The following is a 20,972-nucleotide window of genomic DNA, read 5'->3' on the forward strand; positions in this document are numbered from 1 at the left end:
GTTAGTTTGTGGGCCTCAACGGCAGGCGCTGTAGCTTGCGGGGGCCTTACGAAAGGAGACACAATGGCAGTAAAGGTTGCTATTAACGGCTTCGGTCGCATCGGTCGTCTGGCCTTCCGCCAGATGTTCGGTCATGAGGGCTCCGAGATCGTCGCTATCAACGACCTCACCTCTCCCGATATGCTCGCTTACCTGCTGAAGTACGACTCCACGCAGGGCAACTATGCTCGCGATCACGAGGTCGTCGCTGGCGAGGATTCCATCACCGTTGACGGCAAGGAGATCAAGATCTACAAGGAGGCCGACGCCAACAACCTGCCTTGGGGCGACCTCGACGTCGACGTCGTTCTCGAGTGCACCGGCTTCTACACCAGCAAGGCTAAGGCTCAGGCCCACATCAACGCTGGCGCCAAGAAGGTCGTCATCTCCGCTCCGGCCGGCAGCGATCTGCCCACCATCGTGTACAACGTCAACCATGAGACGCTGACCGCTGAGGATAACATCATCTCCGCTGCTTCCTGCACCACCAACTGCCTCGCCCCGATGGCCAAGGGCCTGAACGACTTCGCTCCCATCGTCTCCGGCATCATGACCACCATCCACGCCTTCACCGGCGACCAGATGCCGCTCGACGGCCCGCAGCGCAAGGGCAACTTCCGTCGCTCCCGCGCCTGCTCCGAGAACATCGTCCCGAACACCACGGGCGCTGCCAAGGCCATCGGCCTGGTTCTCCCCGAGCTCAACGGCAAGCTCATCGGTGCCGCCCAGCGCGTCCCGACGCCGACCGGCTCGCTGACCAACCTCTACGCCGTCGTTGACAAGAAGGTCACCGTCGACGAGGTCAACGCTGCCATGAAGGCCTACGCCGAGACCATCCCCGATACCTTCGCCTACAACGAGGACCAGATCGTCTCCCGCGACATCGTCGGCGAGACCCACGGCTCCATCTTCGACGCCACTCAGACCATGTGCTCTGATCTCGGCAACGGCCAGACCCTCGTTCAGGTCACCTCTTGGTACGACAACGAGAACTCCTACACCTCTCAGATGGTCCGCACCATCAAGTACTTCGAGAAGTTCGTTGCTTAATTTAGCTTTTAGCGAATAGCTCGTTGAGCGTCTAAAGAAGGGCGCGGCCTCATAGGGCTTACACCCTAGGGTCGCGCCCTTTTTATAGGAAATCGTCTGCCGTAATGGGAGGCAGACACGTACGAAAGGTAGAAGCAAACATGGCCTTTACCAAGAAGACCGTCCGCGACATCGATGTCGACGGCAAGCGCGTTCTCGTCCGCGTTGACTTCAACGTGCCTATCAAGGATGGCGTCGTTGGCGACACCACCCGTATCAAGGCTGCCCTGCCCACCATCAACTACCTCGTTGAGCACAACGCTCGCGTCATCCTCATGAGCCACCTCGGCCGTCCTGAGGGCACTGGCTTCCAGCCCGAGCTTTCCCTCGAGCCTGTCGCCAAGAAGCTCGCTGAGCTCTCTGGCCTTGACGTTGCTTTTGTTGCCGACACGTATGGCGAGAAGGCCGCCGAGGCTGTCGCCGCCGTCGAGCCGGGCAAGGTCCTCGTTCTCGAGAACGTCCGTTTTGACAAGCGTGAGAAGAAGAACGATCCCGAGATCGCCAAGAAGCTCGCTTCCTATGGTGACGTCTTCGTTCTCGATGCCTTCGGCACCGCACACCGCGCCCAGGGTTCCGTCGTGGGCCCCGCCGCTTACCTGCCTGCCGTCGCCGGCTTCCTGCTCGAGAAGGAGGTCGACACGCTGACCGGCATCTTCGCCGAGCCCGAGCGCCCCTTCGTCGCCATCGTCGGCGGTTCCAAGGTTTCCTCCAAGATCGGCGTTCTCGATCACCTCATCGACTCCGCTGATACCCTGATCATCGGTGGCGGCATGGCCTACACCTTCTTCCTGGCTCAGGGCCTGTCCGTCGGTCAGTCCCTCAAGGAAGAGGACTGGGTCGAGCGCGCCGGTGAGATGCTCAAGAAGGCCGAGGAGAAGGGCGTCAAGATCCTGCTCCCCATCGACAACCGCGTTGCTGATCACTTTGGCGAGGATGCTGTCCCCGAGGTTGTCGCTTCCGACGCTATCCCCGACGACCGTGAGGGTATGGACATCGGCCCCAAGACCGAGGAGCTCTACGCCGAGGCTGTCAAGGGTGCCAAGACTGTGTTCTGGAATGGCCCCATGGGCGTCTTCGAGTTCGATAACTTCGCTCACGGCACCCAGGCTATCGCCGAGGCTGTCGCCGAGGCTGATTGCACCTCGATCATCGGTGGTGGCGACTCTGTCGCAGCCGTCAACAAGTTCAACCTGGCCGACAAGATGAGCTGGATCTCTACCGGTGGTGGCGCTTCCATGGAGCTCGTCGAGGGTAAGGCCCTGCCCGGAGTGGAGGCGCTTCTCGATGCCTAATCGCACCCTTCTTATCGCTGGTAACTGGAAGATGAACAACGACGTCGCCGAGGCCGCCAAGCTCGCCGACGAGCTGGCTCAGGCTCTGCCCGAGGTTCCGGCTCCCGTCGAGGTGCTCGTCTGCCCTCCGACCATCGACATCACCACGGTTCATGACCGTATTCAGGCTGCCCCCATCGCCCTCGGTGCACAGAACGTGTACTGGGAGGCCAAGGGTGCCTTCACCGGTGAGTCTTCTTGCGACATGCTCAAGTCCGCTGGCTGCACCTACTGCATCATCGGTCACTCCGAGCGTCGTGATTACTTCCACGAGACCGACGAGGATCAGAACAAGAAGGCCAAGGCCCTCGTTGCCGCCGGTCTTGTTCCTGTCTTCTGCTGCGGCGAGTCCCTTGAGGTCCGCGAGGCCGGCACCTATGTCGAGCACGTCGTGAACCAGGTCAAGGCTGGTCTCGAGGGTCTCGAGATCACTTGCCCCAAGCAGGTCGTCGTCGCCTACGAGCCCATCTGGGCCATCGGCACCGGCAAGACCGCTACCGCCGAGGACGCTCAGGAGGTCTGCGGCGCTATCCGTGAGACCCTCAAGGAGATGTTCGGTGAGGAGCTCGCCGACGGCATCCGCGTTCTCTATGGTGGCTCTGCCAAGCCCGGCAACATCGCCGAGCTCGTCGCCAAGCCCGACGTCGACGGCGCCCTCGTGGGCGGCGCTTCGCTCAAGGCTGCCGACTTCGCCTCTATGGTCGTCAAGGCAGGCGAGTAGGACATATGGCACAGCGTCATCTTCCTGCACTCCTGATCATCATGGATGGTTGCGGCCTGGCTCCGGCCGATGGCGAGAACGCCGTCGCCGCTGCCAAGACGCCCTTCCTCGATAGCCTGTACGAGAAGTACCCCCACACCACGCTCGGCGCTTCGGGCGAGGACGTGGGTCTTCCCGATGGCCAGATGGGCAACTCCGAGGTGGGTCACCTCAACATCGGTGCCGGCCGCATCGTGTTCCAGGAGCTTTCGCGCATCAACAATGCCATCAAGGACGGCTCCATCGCCAAGAACGAGGTCTTCGTCAAGGCTATGGACGACGTCAAGGCTGACGGCAAGACTCTCCACCTCATGGGCCTTATGAGCCCTGGCGGTGTTCATTCTCATATGAGCCACGTCGAGGCTCTGGTCAAGATGGCTGCCGAGCACGGTGTCAAGACCGTTCGCGTCCACGCCTTCATGGATGGTCGCGACGTTGACCCGCAGTCCGGTGCCGGTTACATGAGTGAGTTCTGCGCCTTCCTGGCTAAGATCTCCGAGGAGACCGGTTGCGACGCTCGCGTTGCCACCGTCTCGGGCCGTTATTGGGCCATGGACCGCGACAACCGTTGGGAGCGCATCCAGCGCGCCTACGATGTCATGGTCAACGCATCCGATGCCGATACCGACCCTGTTGCCGGTATCAAGGCCTACTACGAGAAGGATCCGCGCGGCGACGAGTTCGTCGAGCCCTTCGCTGCCCACAACGAGGGCATCCACGAGGGCGACGCGGCCATCTTCTTCAACTTCCGTCCCGACCGCGCTCGTCAGATGACTCGCGTGTTCACGGACAAGGAGTTCGACGGCTTTGAGCGCGAGCAGATCAAGCTTTCGCACTTTGTGACGATGACCGAGTACGACCCGACGTTTGACGTCGAGGTCGCCTTCCCCAAGACGTTCCCCGAGAACGTTCTGGCCGACGTTATCGCCGCCAATGGCCTGAAGCAGCTGCACACCGCCGAGACCGAGAAGTACGCCCACGTGACGTTCTTCCTCAACGGCGGCATCGAGGAGCCCAAGGAGGGCGAGGAGCGCGTGCTCGTCGCTTCTCCCAAGGTCGCTACCTACGACCTGCAACCTGAGATGAGCGCTCCCGAGGTTACCGAGAAGCTTGTCGCCGCCATCAACGAGGATCGCGCTGATTTCTACATCGTGAACTTCGCAAACTGCGACATGGTTGGTCACACCGGTGTCTTCGACGCTGCCGTTAAGGCCGTCGAGGCTGTTGACGATGCCCTGTCCAAGGTTGTCCCGGCGATTCTCGCTAAGGGCGGCTTTGCGCTGATTACCGCCGATCACGGCAACGCCGATCACATGTTTGACGTTGCTTCCGACGGTTCCAAGCATCCGTTCACGGCTCACACCACCAACCGCGTGCCGTTCATCATCGTTGATGAGAAGGCACAGCTCACCGGTATCGAGGACGGCCGTCTTTCCGATATCGCTCCGACCATGCTCACCATGGCTGGTATTGAGCCTTCCGCCGAGATGACGGGTCGCGTACTCGCCACCGAGGCCTAATAGAAAACAAATACCGTTTTCTAGTAAGGGGGTTGTCCACAACCGGACAACCCTCTTTTTTTGCGCTATTTCTACCTCGTCACCAAATGGCTGATGGGGGAGTGCTGGGGGTTGTGGTACAGTACTGGAGTTTGAATTGTTCTATTAAGGAGCTTATCTATGGGTCCGTTTCAGATTCTTCTGTTTGTCGTTTGGGCTGTCTCTGCCGTGGCGCTGACGATTCTCGTCCTGATGCACTCTGGTAAGGGCACCGGCGTTTCGGATATGATCGCTAGCTCGCTGTATAACTCCAGCTCTGCCACGGGCGTCATGGAGCAGAACCTCGATCGCCTGACGGTAATTATGGCCGTCGTTTTTGCCGTGTGTGTCGTCCTGTGCATGTTCTTCTTCCCGCAGGGTATCGTCGGCTACTAAGCACGAGCCACATAAATACTTGAAAAGGGTTCCGCAAGTGCGGGACCCTTTTTGTTTACATATTTGTAACAGAGCCAAAATATCCCCACATACTTCGCCCAACTAAAGAAATTCTCGACCGTTGACCGGAATTAGCCCCAAATCGTGCATAAAATGCGCTACTGTATTGAGAAACGTTGGTTCGTTGTGCATAACCAGCCATAGCAACGGGCGGCGTTTTGATGGTTCGGATCGGATTGTCTCGACATGTGTCCGACTGAACATTTCTTTGTCCTATCTCATAAGGAGGATGGCATGGCTGATTCTATGTTCCACCAGCCCGTTATGGGTCGTCGCGCCTTTGTCGGCGGTACCCTTGCTGCGAGCTCCATGGCTTTTCTTGCCGCATGCGGCAAGAAGGGCGGCGACGCTTCCGGTTCTGAGTCCGGTTCGAAGCTGAACTTCTACATCAACAACCCGGTCTGCATCGACCCCTACAATGTCCAGGAGGACCAGGGCACTCAGGTCGAGTACCAGCTCTTTGATGCTCTGACCTCTTATGACGCCGAGAAGGGCGAGATCGTTCCGCTGGCTTGCGAGTCCTTCGAGGCCAACGACGACGCCACCGAGTTCACCTTCAAGATCAAGAAGGCCAAGTTCCACAACGGTGACGACGTTACCTCCAAGTCCTTCAAGCTCGGTTGGGAGCGTCTGGTCAACACCAAGTCGGCTGTCGCTACCGAGTACGGCCCTTCCGAGGTCTCCTATCACCTTTCCATGGTCGAGGGCTATGACGATCTGCTTGCCGGTAACGCTACCGAGCTCAGCGGTGTTACCTGCCCCGACGATGAGACCCTCGTCGTCAAGCTGGCTTCCGCTTACGCCGACTTCCCCTTCGTCGCCTCTCACCCGGCTCTGGCCCCGGTTCCCGAGTGCGCCGAGTCCGATGTCAAGAGCTTCTACCTCGCCCCGGTCGGTAACGGCCCGTTCATGATGGACGGCAAGTGGGAGGATGGCCAGGAGATCAACGTCAAGAAGTTCGACGATTACTATGGCGACAAGGCCAAGATCGATGGCATCCACTTCCAGGTCATCAAGGACATGGAGACCGCCTACAAGGAGTTCCAGGCCGGTAACCTCGATGTCTGCGACGTTCCCGTCGCTCAGATCGACGCCGCCAAGAAGGATCGCGGCGTGTCCAAGGACGGCTACACCATGGGTGACGGCGAGCGCATGCTGCTCGGCGCCGAGCCTTCCACGTACTATCTGACCTGCAACACCACGGCCGAGCCGTTCAGCAACGCCGACCTGCGCAGGGGTATCTCCCTGGCCATCAACCGTGAGGCCATCTGCAAGACCATCTTCAAGGGTACCCGTACTCCTGCCGACGGCATTGTTCCTCCGGGCATCGATGGCTACAAGGAGGGCGCATGGGAGTTCTGCGCCTACGATGTCGACAAGGCTAACGAGTACCTCGACAAGGTTGCTCCCGCTGGCGCTAACGGGGATCGTGGCATTAGCGTGACCCTGTCCTACAACCAGGACGGCGGTCACAAGGAGATCATGGAGTCCATCATCGGTGACCTCGCCAAGGTTGGCGTTACCGCTGTCTCCGATACCCCTGAGTGGTCTGCCCTGCTCGAGCAGTATCAGAACTTTAACTATCAGTTCGGTCGTCTGGGTTGGATTGCCGACTACCCGATCATGGACAACTTCCTGTATCCGCTGTTCCACTCCGACTCCCTCGGTGGCGACAACCGCTCCGGTTACAACAACCCCGAGTTCGACGCCAAGGTCGACGAGGCTCGTACTATTGTTGACGACGAGGAGCGCGTCGCTAAGATGCAGGAGGCCGACGCAATGGTCGCTGCCGACTGCCCGGTCATCCCGATTATGTTCTACACGCACACCATCGCCGGCTCCGATCGCATTAAGCACCTCTATGTCGATCCGCAGAAGCACGCCGATCTGGGTACCGCTGAGCTCGCCTAAGAGTTTGCAGCTTCCGTGAGGGTCAAGTATTTACGTAGACCTCATGGGAAACATACAGTTCTCCCTAACCTGGGGTAAACTGGCTGATGGTAATTTTGGGATGCCGGTCTGGCGATCGGCATCCCATTTAGGTTAATCCCTAGATAGGGGAGTGGTATGGGTAAGTACATCGTTAAACGTGTGCTTCAGTTCATCCCGGTGTTTTTGGGCGTTACGCTGATTCTGTTCGCCCTCCAGAATATCGTGCCGGGAGATCCGATCAAGCTGATCGGTGGAGACAAGGCTCTGTCCCCCGAGGTGGAGCTTCAGCTTCGCGTTCGCTATCACCTGGTCCAGACGGACGATGACGGCAACGCGATCCTTGACGAGAACGGCGACCCCGTTCAAACGTCGCTCGTGGACCGTTACTTGTATTACATGAACGGCCTGCTTCATGGCGATCTGGGCAATTCGTATCAGCGCAAGCTGCCGGTTACGGAAATCTTTGCCCAGAAGTATCCGTATACGGTCAAACTTGCCGCGTGCGCCATCGTGCTCGAGGCAATTATGGGTATCGGTGCGGGTATCATTTCGGCGGTAAAGCGTTATTCCTTCTGGGATATTTTGGTAACGCTCACCACGTCGATCCTCGTTGCGGTCCCGGCCTTCTGGCTCGGTATGTTGCTGCAGCTGTTCTTTGGCGTCATCCTCAAGGACGCCACGGGCGGTGCAATCTCCATGCCGATCTCGGGTGCCGGCGGTTCCAGCTCTCAGTATCAGGATTGGATGCACTATGTGCTTCCGACCATTACGCTGGCTTCGGTTTCGACCGCTTATGCTGCGCGCATTATGCGCTCGCAGCTGCTTGACGTCATGAACCAGGATTACATCCGTACGGCAAAGGCCAAGGGTCTCTCCAATCGTGCGATCATCGTCAAGCATGCGCTTAAGAATGCACTCATCCCCGTCGTTACCTATATTGGTGTCGACTTTGGCGGCATGCTTTCGGGCGCCATCCTGACCGAGACGGTCTTCAACTGGCCCGGTATCGGCTATGAGGTCTATCGCGCCATTAGCATGCGTGACTGGCCCATCGTTATGGGCGGCGTTACGCTCATCGTTGTCGTCGTCATGGTGATCAACCTGCTCGTCGACATTAGCTATGCATTCCTCGACCCGCGCATCCGCCTTGGCGGTCCGTCGGATAAGGCCTAAGGGAGGTACGTCTCATGCAGGAAACTGATTCTCAGTCTCAGGAGCAGGCTACCGCCACCAAGGTCGCATCTGCTCCCGCCAAGTCCCGCACGCTGTGGGGCGACGCTTTTAAGCGTCTTCGTAAGAACAAGCTCGCCGTTATCGGTGTCTGCTGGATCATCATCGTCGTTGTGGTTGCCCTGACCGCAGATCTGTGGGCTAAGCCCTGGCTCGGTTCGCCGACGGCTTCCGATTCGACCACCATGGCCGAGACATCGCTACTGGCTCCGTGTGCCGAGCACCCGTTTGGCACCGATGCCCTCGGTCGCGACATTCTCGTCCGCGTTATCTACGGTGCACGCGTTTCGCTTTCTGTCGGTATCATGGCCACCGCCATCTCCACATTGATCGGCCTGGTCATGGGCGCCCTGGCCGGTTTCTACGGCGGCATTTGGGATACGATCATCATGCGCTGTGCGGACATCTTCCTGGCGTTCCCGTACGTGCTGTTCGTTGTCGCCATGATCGCCGTTATCGGCCGTGGTCTTCAGAACGTCTTTATCGCCATCGGCATTCTTGGCTGGCCTTCGATTGCGCGCGTCTTCCGCTCTGCAATCTTGACGGTCAAGGAAAACGACTATGTTGATGCAGCGCGCGCGATGGGTGCATCTGATGCTCGTATCGTCGTGCGTCACATCTTCCCGAACTCCGTCGCCTCCATCGTGGTCTACGCGACCATGAACATTGGTGGCGCCATTCTGACCGAGTCCGCTCTGTCCTTCCTCGGCATGGGCGTTATTCCGCCTACGCCTTCGTGGGGCTCCATGATTCAGGACGGTCAGCAGTATCTTCTGACCGCTCCCTGGATGATGATCATGCCCGGTCTGGCAATTCTCTCGACGGTGCTCGCCTTCACCCTGCTGGGTGACGGTCTGCGCGACGCCCTCGACGTCAAGATGAAGGACGCATAAGGATGAAGAAGAACAAGAACTATGTGGACCTGAAGGATCAGCCGGTTCCTGAGGGCCAGCATCTGCTCGAGGTCGATGACCTTAAGATGTATTTCCACACCGAGGATGGCGTTGTTCGCGCTGTCGACGGTGTCTCCTACACGCTCGATCGCGGCGAAACCCTGGGCGTCGTCGGTGAGTCCGGCTCCGGTAAGTCCGTGACCGCCATGACCATCATGGGCCTCATCTCGATGCCTCCGGGAAAGATCGAGGGCGGTGACGTTCGCTATCGCGGCCGCTCCATCCTCGAAATGACCGAGGAAGAGATGCAGCACATTCGCGGCAACGATATCGCGATGATCTTCCAGGATCCTATGACCTCCTTGAACCCGGTCTATAAGATCGGCAGGCAGGTGGGCGAGGGTCTTCGTCTGCACCGTGGCTACTCCAAGCAGGAGGCGCTCAAGCGTGCCACCGAGCTTTTGGACCTCGTGGGTATCCCCGAGCCCGAGAAGCGCGTCAATGAGTATCCGCACCAGTTCTCTGGCGGTATGCGTCAGCGAGTCATGATTGCCATGGCCCTTGCCTGCGATCCCGATATTCTGATTGCCGACGAGCCCACGACTGCCCTGGACGTTACCATCCAGGCTCAGATTATCGAGCTCATGCAGGAGATGCAGGAGAAGAACGGCAACGCCATCATCATGATTACCCATGACCTGGGTGTTGTCGCCGATATGGCCGATAAGATCATGGTTATGTACGCCGGCCGCCCCGTTGAGTTCGGTACTGCTGAGGAAATCTTCTACGAGAGCCGCCACCCCTACACCTGGGGTCTTATCCGCTCCATCCCGGAGCAGGCAATCGAAGAGAAGAAGCCGCTGACGCCGATTCACGGCAACCCGCCTTCGCTCATGAACCTGCCTGAGGGCTGCGTCTTCTCTCCTCGTTGCCCCTACGCGACGGACAAGTGCCGCAAGCAGCGCCCTGAGCGCGTTGTCACCGAGTCCGGTCACTATTCTGCGTGCCACTATTCCGGTGACCCCGAGTTCCTCAAGAACGCTCCTGAGACGTCCCGTACGCGCAAGGATTCCAAGAAGGGAGGCGAGGCGTAAATGGCAGACAATAACGAGCGCACTCCACTGCTGAAGGTCGAGCACCTCTCCAAGGAGTTTCCCGCAGAGTCCGGCATGTTCGCCAAGCGTTTTTCCAAGCGCGTCGTCTCTGCTGTAAACGACATCTCTTTTGAGATTTATCCTGGCGAGACCTTTGGTCTGGTTGGCGAGTCTGGTTGCGGTAAATCCACCACGGGCCGCACTATCATGCGTCTGACCAAGCCGACCGCCGGCAAGGTGTTCTTCCAGGGCAAAGATGTTGCCGAGATGAGCAAGCATGAGATCAAGGACATGCGTCGTGAGATGCAGTTTATCTTCCAGGATCCTTATGCTTCGCTCAACCCTCGTATGACCATCGGTGAGATTGTCTCCGAGCCCATGACCATTCATGGTGTGGGTACCAAGGAGGAGCGCATTGAGCGCGTCCGTGAGCTTCTCGACGTCGTTGGACTGAACCCCGAGCATATCAACCGCTATCCGCATGAGTTCTCGGGCGGCCAGCGTCAGCGTGTCGGTATTGCCCGCGCTTTTGCGCTGAAGCCCAAGCTGATTATCTGTGACGAGCCGGTATCCGCTCTGGATGTGTCCATTCAGGCCCAGGTTCTGAACCTGCTCAAGGAACTGCAGGACAAGTTCGGTACCGCGTATCTGTTTATCGCACACGACCTGTCCGTCGTACAGCACATCTCCGATCGCGTTGCCGTTATGTATCTGGGTAAGATGGTCGAGGTTTCGGACTGGAAGACGCTCTATAGCGAGCCTCACCATCCGTACACGCAGTCGCTGCTGTCTGCCGTGCCGGTTCCCGATCCTGATATCCAGAAGACCCGCAAGCGCATCATCCTCGCTGGCGATCCGCCGTCGCCGCTGGATCCGCCGACCGGCTGCCGTTTCCATACGCGTTGCCCGATCGCGCAGGGTATCTGCTCCGAGAAGCTCCCCGAGTTTAAGGAAGTTGCACCGGGTCACTGCTGCGCCTGTCACTTCGCGGAGCCGTTCCCGATCAAGGAATCGCACATCGACCTGTAGTTGTTTGTTCTCGTCCGGGCCCGCCCTGTTGTTACTTTTCAGAACGTCCTCGGACATGCAAGAAACCCCCGCTGCGCACTTCGTGCGGCGGGGGTTTCTTGCGTCCTGCGGAGTGTTCTGAAAAGTAACACCAGGGCGGGCCCTACGTTAACTCGGCAAGGGGAGTGCGATTCCCTGATCGCTCGCTTAATCTGATAGGGAATTGTGTGAGGCCGGAGCCTTGGCTCCGGCCTCCCCATATAAGGGCTCGGCAAAGCAGAGCCACTAAATTTGCATCAGCCCTCAAAACATGTTTGAGAACGGTGCCTGGAGTACGTGCCCCTAGGGCAGGAATGAGGTTGCTTTCCAACGCATTCCGCAGGGGGCGGCATTATTTTGTAGCGCGAAGCGCGGATCAAAATAATGCCGCATGCCCGAGGACGCGTTGGAAAGCAACCTCATTCCTGCCCGAACAGGTCAGTCTACCTGCGCATTTACAAATTCGTAAACTTTTTTCAAAAAAGTGCTTGCGCAGTTCTCGAAACATAGGTTATTATCTTCCTCGTTGAACGCGCGGGTTCAACAAAGCGAACCGCGAATCAACAACATAGCATGTCGGAGTGGCGGAATTGGCAGACGCGCTAGCTTGAGGTGCTAGTGACCGCTTTTTGGTCATGCGGGTTCAAGTCCCGCCTCCGACACCATCGCATTTGAGAAGCCTCTTCGGAGGCTTTTTTGTTACCGATAGACGGTGAGGTTCACGATGGAAACGCTTGAGCGCAATGAGTGGGCGGACGTTGCCCAATTGGTCGAGATCACGAGCGATGCTGTCATTATCTGCGAGCTCGACGGAACCATTTTGCATGTAAATAATCGCTTGCTCGACTTGATGTGCGAGGAGCGTTCCGATGTGATCAACGGGGACGTTAAAGACCTCTTGTACTCGTCGGCTTTTGAACGCGCGACAGAGCATCGGCTTCCTTTTGAGACCAATGGAACAAAGAGCGAGTTGATGCTCAAGTTAAGTGACGGATCGTTTATTCCCGTCCTGGTTTGTGCCGGCTCGGTTACGCCGCCTCGAATCTTTGGCCGCCGTGCGCCGCGCGTTCTGGTGGCACTCCATAGCATCGAAGAACAGTATTCGCACGACCGTCAGCTCAAGCGTGCGCTTTCGGAGCTTAGAGTGGCGAATAAGCGTCTCTCGGGTACATTGTCGGTCATTATGAGCACGGTGGGCTCCGATGAGCTGCCCAGTTTGTTAGATATCGTTTTGAACCAGCTTGTAGGAACGCTCGATGCTTCGGGTGCCGCTATCTATTTTTCTGAGAGCGGCGGTTTTAAGCTTCGCGGTGTCTCCAAGGAGCTGCACGACAGCTACCTGCCCGAGTTTTTGCCGTATGGCGCTGGCATTCCGACGTATGTTCTTCGCGAGTCGCGTGCCTGTCGCTTGTCGATTCAACAGGACCTTGAGGGTGATAGGGCTGCCTCCGGTATGTTCATGGACCTGGACAATCGTTCTAAGCACCTGTTGCGCGTGCAGGATATGCCTCCGTACCGCAGCGAGATCTGTCTTCCCGTTTTTTACGGTACGCAGATCCTTGGCGTGCTGGAAGTTGGTTGGAAGCGCCCTCAGGCACCGCTCGCCTATGACGTTAATGTACTCGAGGTCATTTGCGATTACCTGTCTATCCAGCTGGTCGGCATGGCATCGAGCCTTCGCTCTCGTCGCACGGCCGAGCTTGGCCGCTCGCTCAATGTCTTACGTGATGAGTTGTTTACCTTTCTAGACGATTCCGCCGCGGCTACCCAGGCTATATCGTCCGAGATTTGCAATATGCTCAACTGTCATTTTTGCCCTGTTGAGTATGACGCCAGTCTGGGCTCCTATGTCATAGATTTTGAAGGCGGCAGTCGCGTTGCTTTGCCGGACGATCCCGAGAAACTTTTCTTTTCCACGACGGCGCCAGCGGCACGTTTGGGGGTTGGCTCTGATGGCTTTGAGGCGTCTGTTTTGGGCGGCATGAGTGCCGAGGATCTTAAACACGTCCGTATAACTCGCGTTGACGAATCGATGCCTATGGGAGGCTGGCTTAGGGCGCATGGTCTGCCTTGCCAGGGTCTCTACGTCGACACCGGCATCGAGGCGGGGCGCCCGCGCTCTGAGGGTGATGGCAAACACAGCAACGACGCGATCGTTCCTGCTTCTGTTGCGAAAGGCCCGACGACGCGCGCGCTTCTGCTTCGTGACGGTAGTCAAGAGCCGATTGATGACCTTGAATATGACTACTTGGTGCACTTGGCGCATGACTTTGAACTGATCTACGAGGGCGAATCTCAAAAGCGCGAGGAGCGCCATATCGCTCAGACCCTCCAGATTGGCATGAGAAATTCGCTTGGTGACGTTCCGGGTATCGCGACCGATTCGGTATACCTTTCGGCAACGAATTCGGCGTTGGTTGGCGGCGACTTCTATACTCTTGTCCGTCTTCCCGACGATTGCGCCGTTATGATTTTGGGCGATGTATCCGGCAAAGGAATCGAGGCGGCGTCGATGTCAGCGCTCGTCAAGACGGCGCTGACGGCCTATGCCTGGGAGGGTGCTGGGCCCGCCCGTATGGCCCGCTCGCTCAATAGCATGCTCATGGGCTTTTCGAGGGTCGAGACGTTCGTGACGGCGTTTATCGCCAAGATTGATCTTAAAGCGGGTCGCGCTACCTACTGCTCTGCGGGACATCCTCCCACTATGGTCATTAGACCGTCGTCGACGCCGCTTGGCGGCGGAGAAACCCGAGGGGGAGAAGTGGAGCTCCTTGGGTGCCAATCGGGCGTGATCGGTGCCTTTGAGAGCATGGTGTACGAGACAGGCGTGTTTACGTTCGCTCCTGGTGACATGCTATTCATGTATACCGACGGAGCAATCGAAGCACGTGATCGCTCGGGTGCTTTCTTTGGCGAGCAGCGCCTTCGTGACCTTTTGCTCTCTGTCTCGGGTGAGGGTGTATCGGGAATCTGCGGTAAGGTCTTGGGAGAGCTTGACCGCTTTACCGAGTCGGCGCTGGACGATGACATTGCGCTGGTTTCCCTTGAGTTTTTACGGGGTCGATCGTAGACCGCGATACTTGACGGGCAAAATCTGCGCAGCTGCAGATATGTATGCATCGAGCGAGCTCTTTTGGGGAACCATGGTCGTATGAATGAGTGGAATGACATAGCGGTTTTGACGCCACCGGGTGATGTCGACATCGCCTCGGTGTCCGTGCTGCGCCGACGGTTGGATAATCTGATCGACCGGGGCGTGCGTCGCGTTGTCATCAATTGCCAGGCCGTGGGCTTTATCGACTCGACGGGTTTGGCGTTTTTGCTTACACGTGCCAGAGAGCTCATGAGGCGAGAGGGCCTGCTTTCGCTCGTTAACGCCTCCGATGAGGTCATTCGCTTTTTGGAGATTGCCCGACTTGTCGACATCCTTCATGTTGCGGGTCCGGCGCGTGAGTCGATTCCCGCTATTCCGGTGGGAGAGTTGCCACGATGGAGCAAGAGCGTCGAGGTCCGACAGGGTATCGAGAATCTTCCATACTATCGACATCGCATCGCCGAACTCCTTGAATCGCTTCCGTTGCGCCGCGACGAGCGCTACGATGTCGCGTTGGCGTCGGGGGAGGCGCTGGGTAATGCCTATGACCATGCGGGCGGTATCGGGTGCGTCCTGACGGTTCAGGCCTATGGCGATCGCGTCGTGGTTGAGGTGCTTGATCGGGGTGCCGGCTATTCTATCGATGGAGCGAGCGAACCGGTCGCATCTGAGGAACGCGGCCGTGGTATCAAGCTTATGCGTATGCTTGTCGATAACGTGGAGGTTGCTCGTCGCACAGACGGCACCGGCACGCGCGTGCAGATGGTGAAGCTATTTAGCGGAGCACTGGAATCGCGTGCCTAGCCAATCGCTTTAGCGCGTTTAGCCACCAAGAACACGCGGCCGGCATCTTTTTTGAAAAAAGTACTTGCGTCTTTTGGATAACTCGCGTAAATTAATAACCCGCAAGCGGACATGGCTCAGTTGGTAGAGCACAACCTTGCCAAGGTTGGGGTCGCGGGTTCGAGCCCCGTTGTCCGCTCCATTGCATTTCCGGACCGTTTAGGCGGTCCTTTTTCGGCGAAGTGGCCAAGTGGTAAGGCAGAGGCCTGCAAAGCCTTTACCCCCGGTTCGAATCCGGGCTTCGCCTCCAGGCAACATCCGGGCGCTCCGGCGCCCGTTTTGTTTTACATATGCGGACATGGCTCAGTTGGTAGAGCACAACCTTGCCAAGGTTGGGGTCGCGGGTTCGAGCCCCGTTGTCCGCTCCAACTATCTTACGCGGTTCTAACGAACCGCGTTTTTTGTTGACGCTGCGCGAGCCCCGGGCACCCCATCTTGCCCCCTCAATCGTCGGTCGCGTACATAAAGTACGCTTCCCTCCTCTTTCGCGGCAACCTGGGGCACCCGGAGCCCGCTCGCTGTTGTGGCCGGGGGAGTGAGTCTTCCGTTCTTTTCACTAATCGATCGATTCGTCCCAGGAGGCTCGAGCCCGAGAGGGAGCGAGCGTTTTGGGGTGTGGCTGTGGCGTTGTTTGCCTCGAATGACAGCTTTGGGCGTATCATCGTGGGCATCTCGCAAAACCTCGTTGCAAGGGAGGCTCACCCCATGGCTGCAGAAAAGTCCTCTTCGCGCTCATGGATGTCCGATGCCGCGATCTATCAGATCTACCCGCGTTCGTTTAAGGATTCGACCGGTTCGGGTCTGGGCGATATCGCGGGCATTACCCAGCAGATGGACTATCTTGAGCGGCTGGGCATCGAGGCCATCTGGCTGAGCCCGTTTTACCCTTCGCCTCTTGTCGATGGCGGCTATGATGTGGCGGACTACTGCGATGTCGACCCACGTCTCGGCTCGCTTGACGACTTCGATGACATGATCGCTGCGGCTCACGCGCGCGGCATCAAGGTCATCGTCGATATCGTGCCCAACCATTCATCCAACCAGCACCCCTGGTTCAAAGCCGCTCTTGCCGCCGGCCCCGGATCGCCCGAGCGCGCCCGTTATATCTTTCGCGATGGTCGCGGCGAGCATGGCGAGCTGCCTCCCACCAATTGGAATGCCAACTTTGGCGGCCCCGCCTGGACGCGTGTTGCGGACGGTCAATGGTATCTGCACATGTTTACGCCCGAGCAGCCGGACTTTGACTGGTCATGCCCCGAGGTTCACGCGTTCTTTTGCGACGTCCTGGCGTTTTGGAGCGATCGAGGCGTCGATGGCTTTCGCATCGATGTGGCGCACGGTCTCGCCAAGGATCTCGACCGCGATGACCTCGACCGGTGGCATCTCGCCGAGGGCGATGACATGGTTGACGACGGCGCCCATCCGCTGTGGGACCGCAACGAGGTCCACGAGATCTATCGCGAGTGGCGCCGCGTGTTCGACCGCTATAATCCGCCGCGCAGCGCCGTTGCCGAGGCGTGGGTGCTGCCTGAGCGCCAGTATCTCTATGCGCGTCCCAGCGAGCTTGGCCAGACATTCAACTTTGAGTTTGCCAAGGCCACTTGGACCTATGATGACATGCACGCTGCAATCGAGGAGGGCTTGAAGGCAGCTATCGAATCCGATTCCGCCTCGACCTGGGTACTCTCCAACCACGACGTGCCGCGCGTGGCGACGCGCTATGCCCTGCCGCAAATCAAGGCGACGCGCTACCACCAGATTGCGCTCGACTGGCTCTTACGCGACGGGTCGTCTTATGACGAGGACCGTGAACTCGGCGAGCGCCGCGCGCGGGCGGCTCTTTTGCTTGAACTGGCGCTTCCGGGCTCGGCATACGTGTATCAGGGTGAGGAGCTCGGTCTTTTTGAGGTGGCTGATATCCCGTGGACTGCACTCGAAGATCCCAGTGCAACCAATACGCGCGGACCGAAGCGCGAGAAGGGGCGCGACGGCTGTCGTGTGCCCCTGCCGTGGGTAGCGGCGGACGATCCCGCGCAGGGCGGATCGTTTGGGTTTTCGCCGGCGGACGCTGATGCGGCGCCCCATCTGCCGCAGCCTGCATGGTTTTCCGATTATGCTGCCGATAGGGAAGAAACGGACCCGACATCGATGCTTGCGCTCTATCGTGACGCCCTCTGGCTGCGGCGCAAGCTGCGCGGGTGCGCCAACGATCTTGCGTGGCTCGATCTTGACGGGCGCACCGGTCTTGCGGATGGTGCCGAGGGCGCTGAGGGCGGCGTCATCGCCTATCGCCGCGATAACGGCTGGGCGTGCGTGACGAACTTCGGTGCAGCACCCGTGGAGCTGCCGGCGGGCAGGGTCCTGCTCACCTCATCAGCGCTTGCAGACGGCAGACTCGCGCAGGACAGCTCTGCCTGGATCATGCTCGGTGAGATGTAAGGGCCTCTTGCGGCGAGTTTGCGTTTGCCTGCGCCTTCCGTGGTGGCTGATGTCTTCGCGAGGTTCGCGAGGGCGTCGCAAAACTTTTCAAAAAAAGTTCTTGCATAGGATGCGGGCATCACGTAAGATTAATCCTCGTAAGCGGACATGGCTCAGTTGGTAGAGCACAACCTTGCCAAGGTTGGGGTCGCGGGTTCGAGCCCCGTTGTCCGCTCCATTTGGGCGTTTAGCTCAGGGGGAGAGCGCTTCCCTGACACGGAAGAGGTCAGAAGTTCAAATCTTCTAACGCCCACCAAATGTTCGCAGCTCAGAGGCTATGTCCTCTGGGCTGTTTTGTTTTTTGTCACCAAGCGCGCCGCCAAATAAGTCATCAAATATTGATCCAAGGTCCGTACGCGATGGTCTTTGTATCCCGTAGGGGTGCCGGCAGATTGCATGTGTCCTGGCCCATCATGACCGCAACATGTTGGTCAAGGACAATCTTTTGGATTCTTTTGGCGCGAGCAGCTTGGTTTTGGTGCTATTTGGCGGCGGCACGGTTGAGGGGGTTTCAAAACTGCTGTGCAGGTAGTTGGGTTGATAACGTTTTAGCAGTCTGCCAAGAGGCCTTCATTTATAATGCGTCTGCAAATTGACCAATTGCTTTGACCTGCTGAAACACTATATGTTGTGTTTGACCTAAAAAAAGAATACAGGATATAGATGCCTCTTTGTCGTATGATAGATGGCGGACAGAGAACGAGAACCTTATTCGCCCCATTTGGATAGATCTTTGGGCCCCTTGAATGGCTGCGAGGATTGTCCGCATGAGGGCCTATGGTTATCGAGAACACAGATTGCGCGACGGCGCCGCAAGACAGGGGCAAGCCCTGCCGGGCATCGTTTGGCCCTGAAGCGCAATGAGGCTACGATGCGAAAGAGGCAAGAGGATGAAGATCATCAAGCGCAGCGGCACCGAGGTTACCTTTGACATCGATAAGATCGTCAATGCGATCCGCGCCGCAAACTTGGAGGTCGAGGAAGGCTCTCGCCTTACCGACCGCCAGGTGATCTATGCGGCACAAAACGTCGCCGAGGCATGTGAGAAGGCCGGCCACACCGTATCGGTCGAGGAGATCCAGGATCTGGTCGAGGACGAGATTATGCGTCTCGACTGCTACGAGGTCGCTCGCCACTACATCATCTACCGCTATGTTCAGAGCCTGAAGCGCCAAAAGAACACGACCGATGACAAGATCCTGTCGCTGATTGAGTGCAATAACGAAGAGGTCAAGCAGGAGAACTCCAACAAGAACCCGACCGTCAACTCCGTCCAGCGCGACTACATGGCCGGCGAGATTTCCAAGGACCTGACGCAGCGCGTGCTGCTGCCCCAGGAGATCGTGGATGCCCACAACGAGGGCCTGATTCACTTCCACGATTCGGACTACTTTGCCCAGCACATGCATAACTGTGACCTGGTGAACCTGGAGGATATGCTCCAGAACGGCACCGTTATCTCGGGCACGCTGATCGAGAAGCCGCACAGCTTCTCGACTGCTTGCAATATCGCGACGCAGATTATCGCCCAGGTCGCCTCTTCCCAGTATGGCGGCCAGTCGATTTCGCTGACCCACCTGGCTCCGTTTGTCGAGGTGAGCCGTCAGAAGATTCGCGGCGAGGTTGCCCGCGAGCTCGAGGAGCTTGGCGTCTCTGCGTCTGCCGAGAAGGTCCGTGAGGTCGTTGAGGACCGTCTGCGTGACGAGATCCGTCGCGGCGTCCAGACGATTCAGTATCAGGTCGTGACCCTTATGACCACGAATGGCCAGGCGCCGTTCGTGACGGTCTTTATGTATCTCAACGAGGCCCGTACGCCTCAGGAGAAGCACGACCTTGCCATGATCGTGGAGGAGACGCTTCGCCAGCGCTACGAGGGCGTTAAGAACGAGGCTGGCGTGTGGATTACCCCGGCATTCCCCAAGCTTATCTACGTGCTCGAGGACGATAACGTTCACGAGAATTCCCCGTACTTCTACCTGACCCAGCTGGCTGCCAAGTGCACCGCCAAGCGCATGGTGCCCGACTACATCTCTGAGAAGAAGATGCGTGAGCTCAAGCTGTCTAAGGGTGAGACCGCCGGCAATGGCGATTGCTACACCTGCATGGGTTGCCGCAGCTTCCTGACGCCCGACCGTTCGGGCAACGGCTTTAACAATGTTGCCAACGCGCTGAACTATGACCCGACCAAACCTAAGTACTATGGCCGCTTTAACCAGGGTGTTGTGACCATCAACCTGCCCGATGTCGCACTGAGCTCGCATCAGGACATGGACAAGTTCTGGAAGATCTTCGACGAGCGCCTTGAGCTGTGCCATCGTGCCCTGCTGTGCCGTCATGAGCGCCTGATGGGCACGCTTTCGGATGCCGCACCGATTCTGTGGCAGTACGGCGCCCTGGCGCGCCTTAAGAAGGGCGAGACGATCGACAAACTGCTCGTGGGCGGCTATTCCACCATCAGCCTGGGGTATGCCGGTCTGTATGAGTGCGTCAAGTACATGACGGGCCACAGCCACACCGAGAAGGAAGGCACGCCGTTTGCCATGGCCGTCATGCAGCACATGAACGACAAATGCGCCGAGTGGAAGGCCGAAAGCGATATCGACTTCTCACTGTACGGCACCCCGCTTGAGTCGACGACCTACAAGTTCGCCAAGTGCCTGCAGCGCCGTTTTGGCATTATTCCGGGTGTGACGGACAAGGGCTACATTACCAACAGCTACCACGTCCATGTGTCCGAGGAGATTGATGCTTTCGATAAGCTCAAGTTTGAGGGCATGTTCCAGCAGCTTTCGCCGGGCGGCGCCATCTCCTACGTCGAGGTTCCCAACATGCAGGACAACCTTAAGGCTGTCATTCGCGTGATGCAGTACATCTACGACAACATCATGTACGCCGAGCTCAACACCAAGAGCGACTACTGCCAGGTGTGCGGCTACGACGGTGAGATCAAGATTGTCGAGGATGACGGTAAGCTAGTGTGGGAGTGCCCCAATTGCGGCAATCGTGACCAAGAGAAGATGAACGTCGCCCGTCGTACGTGCGGCTACATCGGCACCCAGTTCTGGAACCAGGGTCGAACCGAGGAGATCCGCGACCGCGTGCTGCATCTCTAATACCGCTCCGGGGCTGAGCCGAGAGGGCCGCTTGG

The 20,972-nt window shown here is 58.2% G+C and carries 14 protein-coding genes and 6 tRNA genes; all 20 read left to right on the forward strand.

Going from position 1 to position 20,972, the window contains the following annotated elements:
* Nucleotides 1-63 precede the first annotated feature (63 nt).
* Nucleotides 64-1,089, forward strand: coding sequence for a type I glyceraldehyde-3-phosphate dehydrogenase (gene gap / locus ACGHEN_RS03245; protein ID WP_006236151.1), 1,026 nt, complete (start codon nt 64-66; stop codon nt 1,087-1,089).
* 140 nt (nt 1,090-1,229) lie between these two features.
* Complete coding sequence (locus tag ACGHEN_RS03250; protein WP_006236149.1) at nt 1,230-2,420, forward strand: phosphoglycerate kinase; 1,191 nt, start codon at nt 1,230-1,232, stop codon at nt 2,418-2,420.
* Nucleotides 2,413-3,180 carry a triose-phosphate isomerase gene (tpiA, locus tag ACGHEN_RS03255; RefSeq protein ID WP_390397285.1) on the forward strand — a complete coding sequence of 256 codons (768 nt, stop codon included), beginning with the start codon at nt 2,413-2,415 and terminating at the stop codon, nt 3,178-3,180. The genes ACGHEN_RS03250 and tpiA overlap by 8 nt, the downstream gene beginning before the upstream one ends.
* 5 nt (nt 3,181-3,185) lie before the next feature.
* The gene (gene gpmI / locus ACGHEN_RS03260) at nt 3,186-4,739 is read left to right on the forward strand and encodes a 2,3-bisphosphoglycerate-independent phosphoglycerate mutase (RefSeq protein ID WP_055251837.1); all 1,554 of its coding nucleotides are present in this window, start codon (nt 3,186-3,188) and stop codon (nt 4,737-4,739) included.
* A gap of 159 nt (nt 4,740-4,898) precedes the next feature.
* A complete protein-coding gene (gene secG / locus ACGHEN_RS03265) occupies nt 4,899-5,153 on the forward strand; it encodes a preprotein translocase subunit SecG (protein ID WP_006236144.1) in 255 nt (84 codons plus the stop codon).
* 294 nt (nt 5,154-5,447) lie between these two features.
* Nucleotides 5,448-7,124 (forward strand): ABC transporter substrate-binding protein, encoded by a 1,677-nt coding sequence (locus ACGHEN_RS03270; RefSeq protein ID WP_040359996.1) that lies wholly within the window; start codon nt 5,448-5,450, stop codon nt 7,122-7,124.
* Between the two features lie 156 nt (nt 7,125-7,280).
* The gene (locus ACGHEN_RS03275) at nt 7,281-8,318 is read left to right on the forward strand and encodes an ABC transporter permease (protein WP_006236142.1); all 1,038 of its coding nucleotides are present in this window, start codon (nt 7,281-7,283) and stop codon (nt 8,316-8,318) included.
* 14 nt (nt 8,319-8,332) lie between these two features.
* On the forward strand, nt 8,333-9,268 hold the full coding sequence (locus ACGHEN_RS03280) for an ABC transporter permease (protein ID WP_006236141.1): 936 nt from the start codon (nt 8,333-8,335) through the stop codon (nt 9,266-9,268).
* Nucleotides 9,269-9,270: 2 nt separating this feature from the next.
* Nucleotides 9,271-10,362, forward strand: a complete 1,092-nt coding sequence (locus tag ACGHEN_RS03285; protein WP_055251840.1) for an ABC transporter ATP-binding protein — start codon at nt 9,271-9,273, stop codon at nt 10,360-10,362.
* On the forward strand, nt 10,363-11,391 hold the full coding sequence (locus ACGHEN_RS03290) for an ABC transporter ATP-binding protein (protein WP_006236139.1): 1,029 nt from the start codon (nt 10,363-10,365) through the stop codon (nt 11,389-11,391).
* 593 nt (nt 11,392-11,984) lie between these two features.
* Nucleotides 11,985-12,074, forward strand: a tRNA-Leu gene (locus ACGHEN_RS03295).
* 59 nt (nt 12,075-12,133) lie between these two features.
* The gene (locus ACGHEN_RS03300; protein ID WP_390397289.1) at nt 12,134-14,479 is read left to right on the forward strand and encodes a SpoIIE family protein phosphatase; all 2,346 of its coding nucleotides are present in this window, start codon (nt 12,134-12,136) and stop codon (nt 14,477-14,479) included.
* 81 nt (nt 14,480-14,560) lie between these two features.
* Nucleotides 14,561-15,307 carry an anti-sigma factor antagonist gene (locus tag ACGHEN_RS03305; protein WP_195503985.1) on the forward strand — a complete coding sequence of 249 codons (747 nt, stop codon included), beginning with the start codon at nt 14,561-14,563 and terminating at the stop codon, nt 15,305-15,307.
* Nucleotides 15,308-15,412: 105 nt separating this feature from the next.
* A tRNA-Gly gene (locus tag ACGHEN_RS03310) sits at nt 15,413-15,488 on the forward strand.
* Between the two features lie 34 nt (nt 15,489-15,522).
* Nucleotides 15,523-15,596: transfer RNA gene (locus ACGHEN_RS03315), tRNA-Cys, on the forward strand.
* Between the two features lie 42 nt (nt 15,597-15,638).
* Nucleotides 15,639-15,714 (forward strand) — tRNA-Gly (locus ACGHEN_RS03320).
* A gap of 337 nt (nt 15,715-16,051) precedes the next feature.
* On the forward strand, nt 16,052-17,785 hold the full coding sequence (locus ACGHEN_RS03325) for a glycoside hydrolase family 13 protein (protein ID WP_229107733.1): 1,734 nt from the start codon (nt 16,052-16,054) through the stop codon (nt 17,783-17,785).
* Nucleotides 17,786-17,926: 141 nt separating this feature from the next.
* Nucleotides 17,927-18,002 (forward strand) — tRNA-Gly (locus ACGHEN_RS03330).
* Nucleotides 18,003-18,005: 3 nt separating this feature from the next.
* Nucleotides 18,006-18,080: transfer RNA gene (locus ACGHEN_RS03335), tRNA-Val, on the forward strand.
* Between the two features lie 634 nt (nt 18,081-18,714).
* Nucleotides 18,715-20,937, forward strand: a complete 2,223-nt coding sequence (gene nrdD, locus ACGHEN_RS03340) for an anaerobic ribonucleoside-triphosphate reductase (RefSeq protein WP_118081896.1) — start codon at nt 18,715-18,717, stop codon at nt 20,935-20,937.
* Nucleotides 20,938-20,972 lie beyond the last annotated feature (35 nt).

The sequence above is a fragment of the Collinsella sp. i06-0019-1H4 genome, assembly GCF_042849575.1.
In the GTDB taxonomy this organism is placed as follows: domain Bacteria; phylum Actinomycetota; class Coriobacteriia; order Coriobacteriales; family Coriobacteriaceae; genus Collinsella.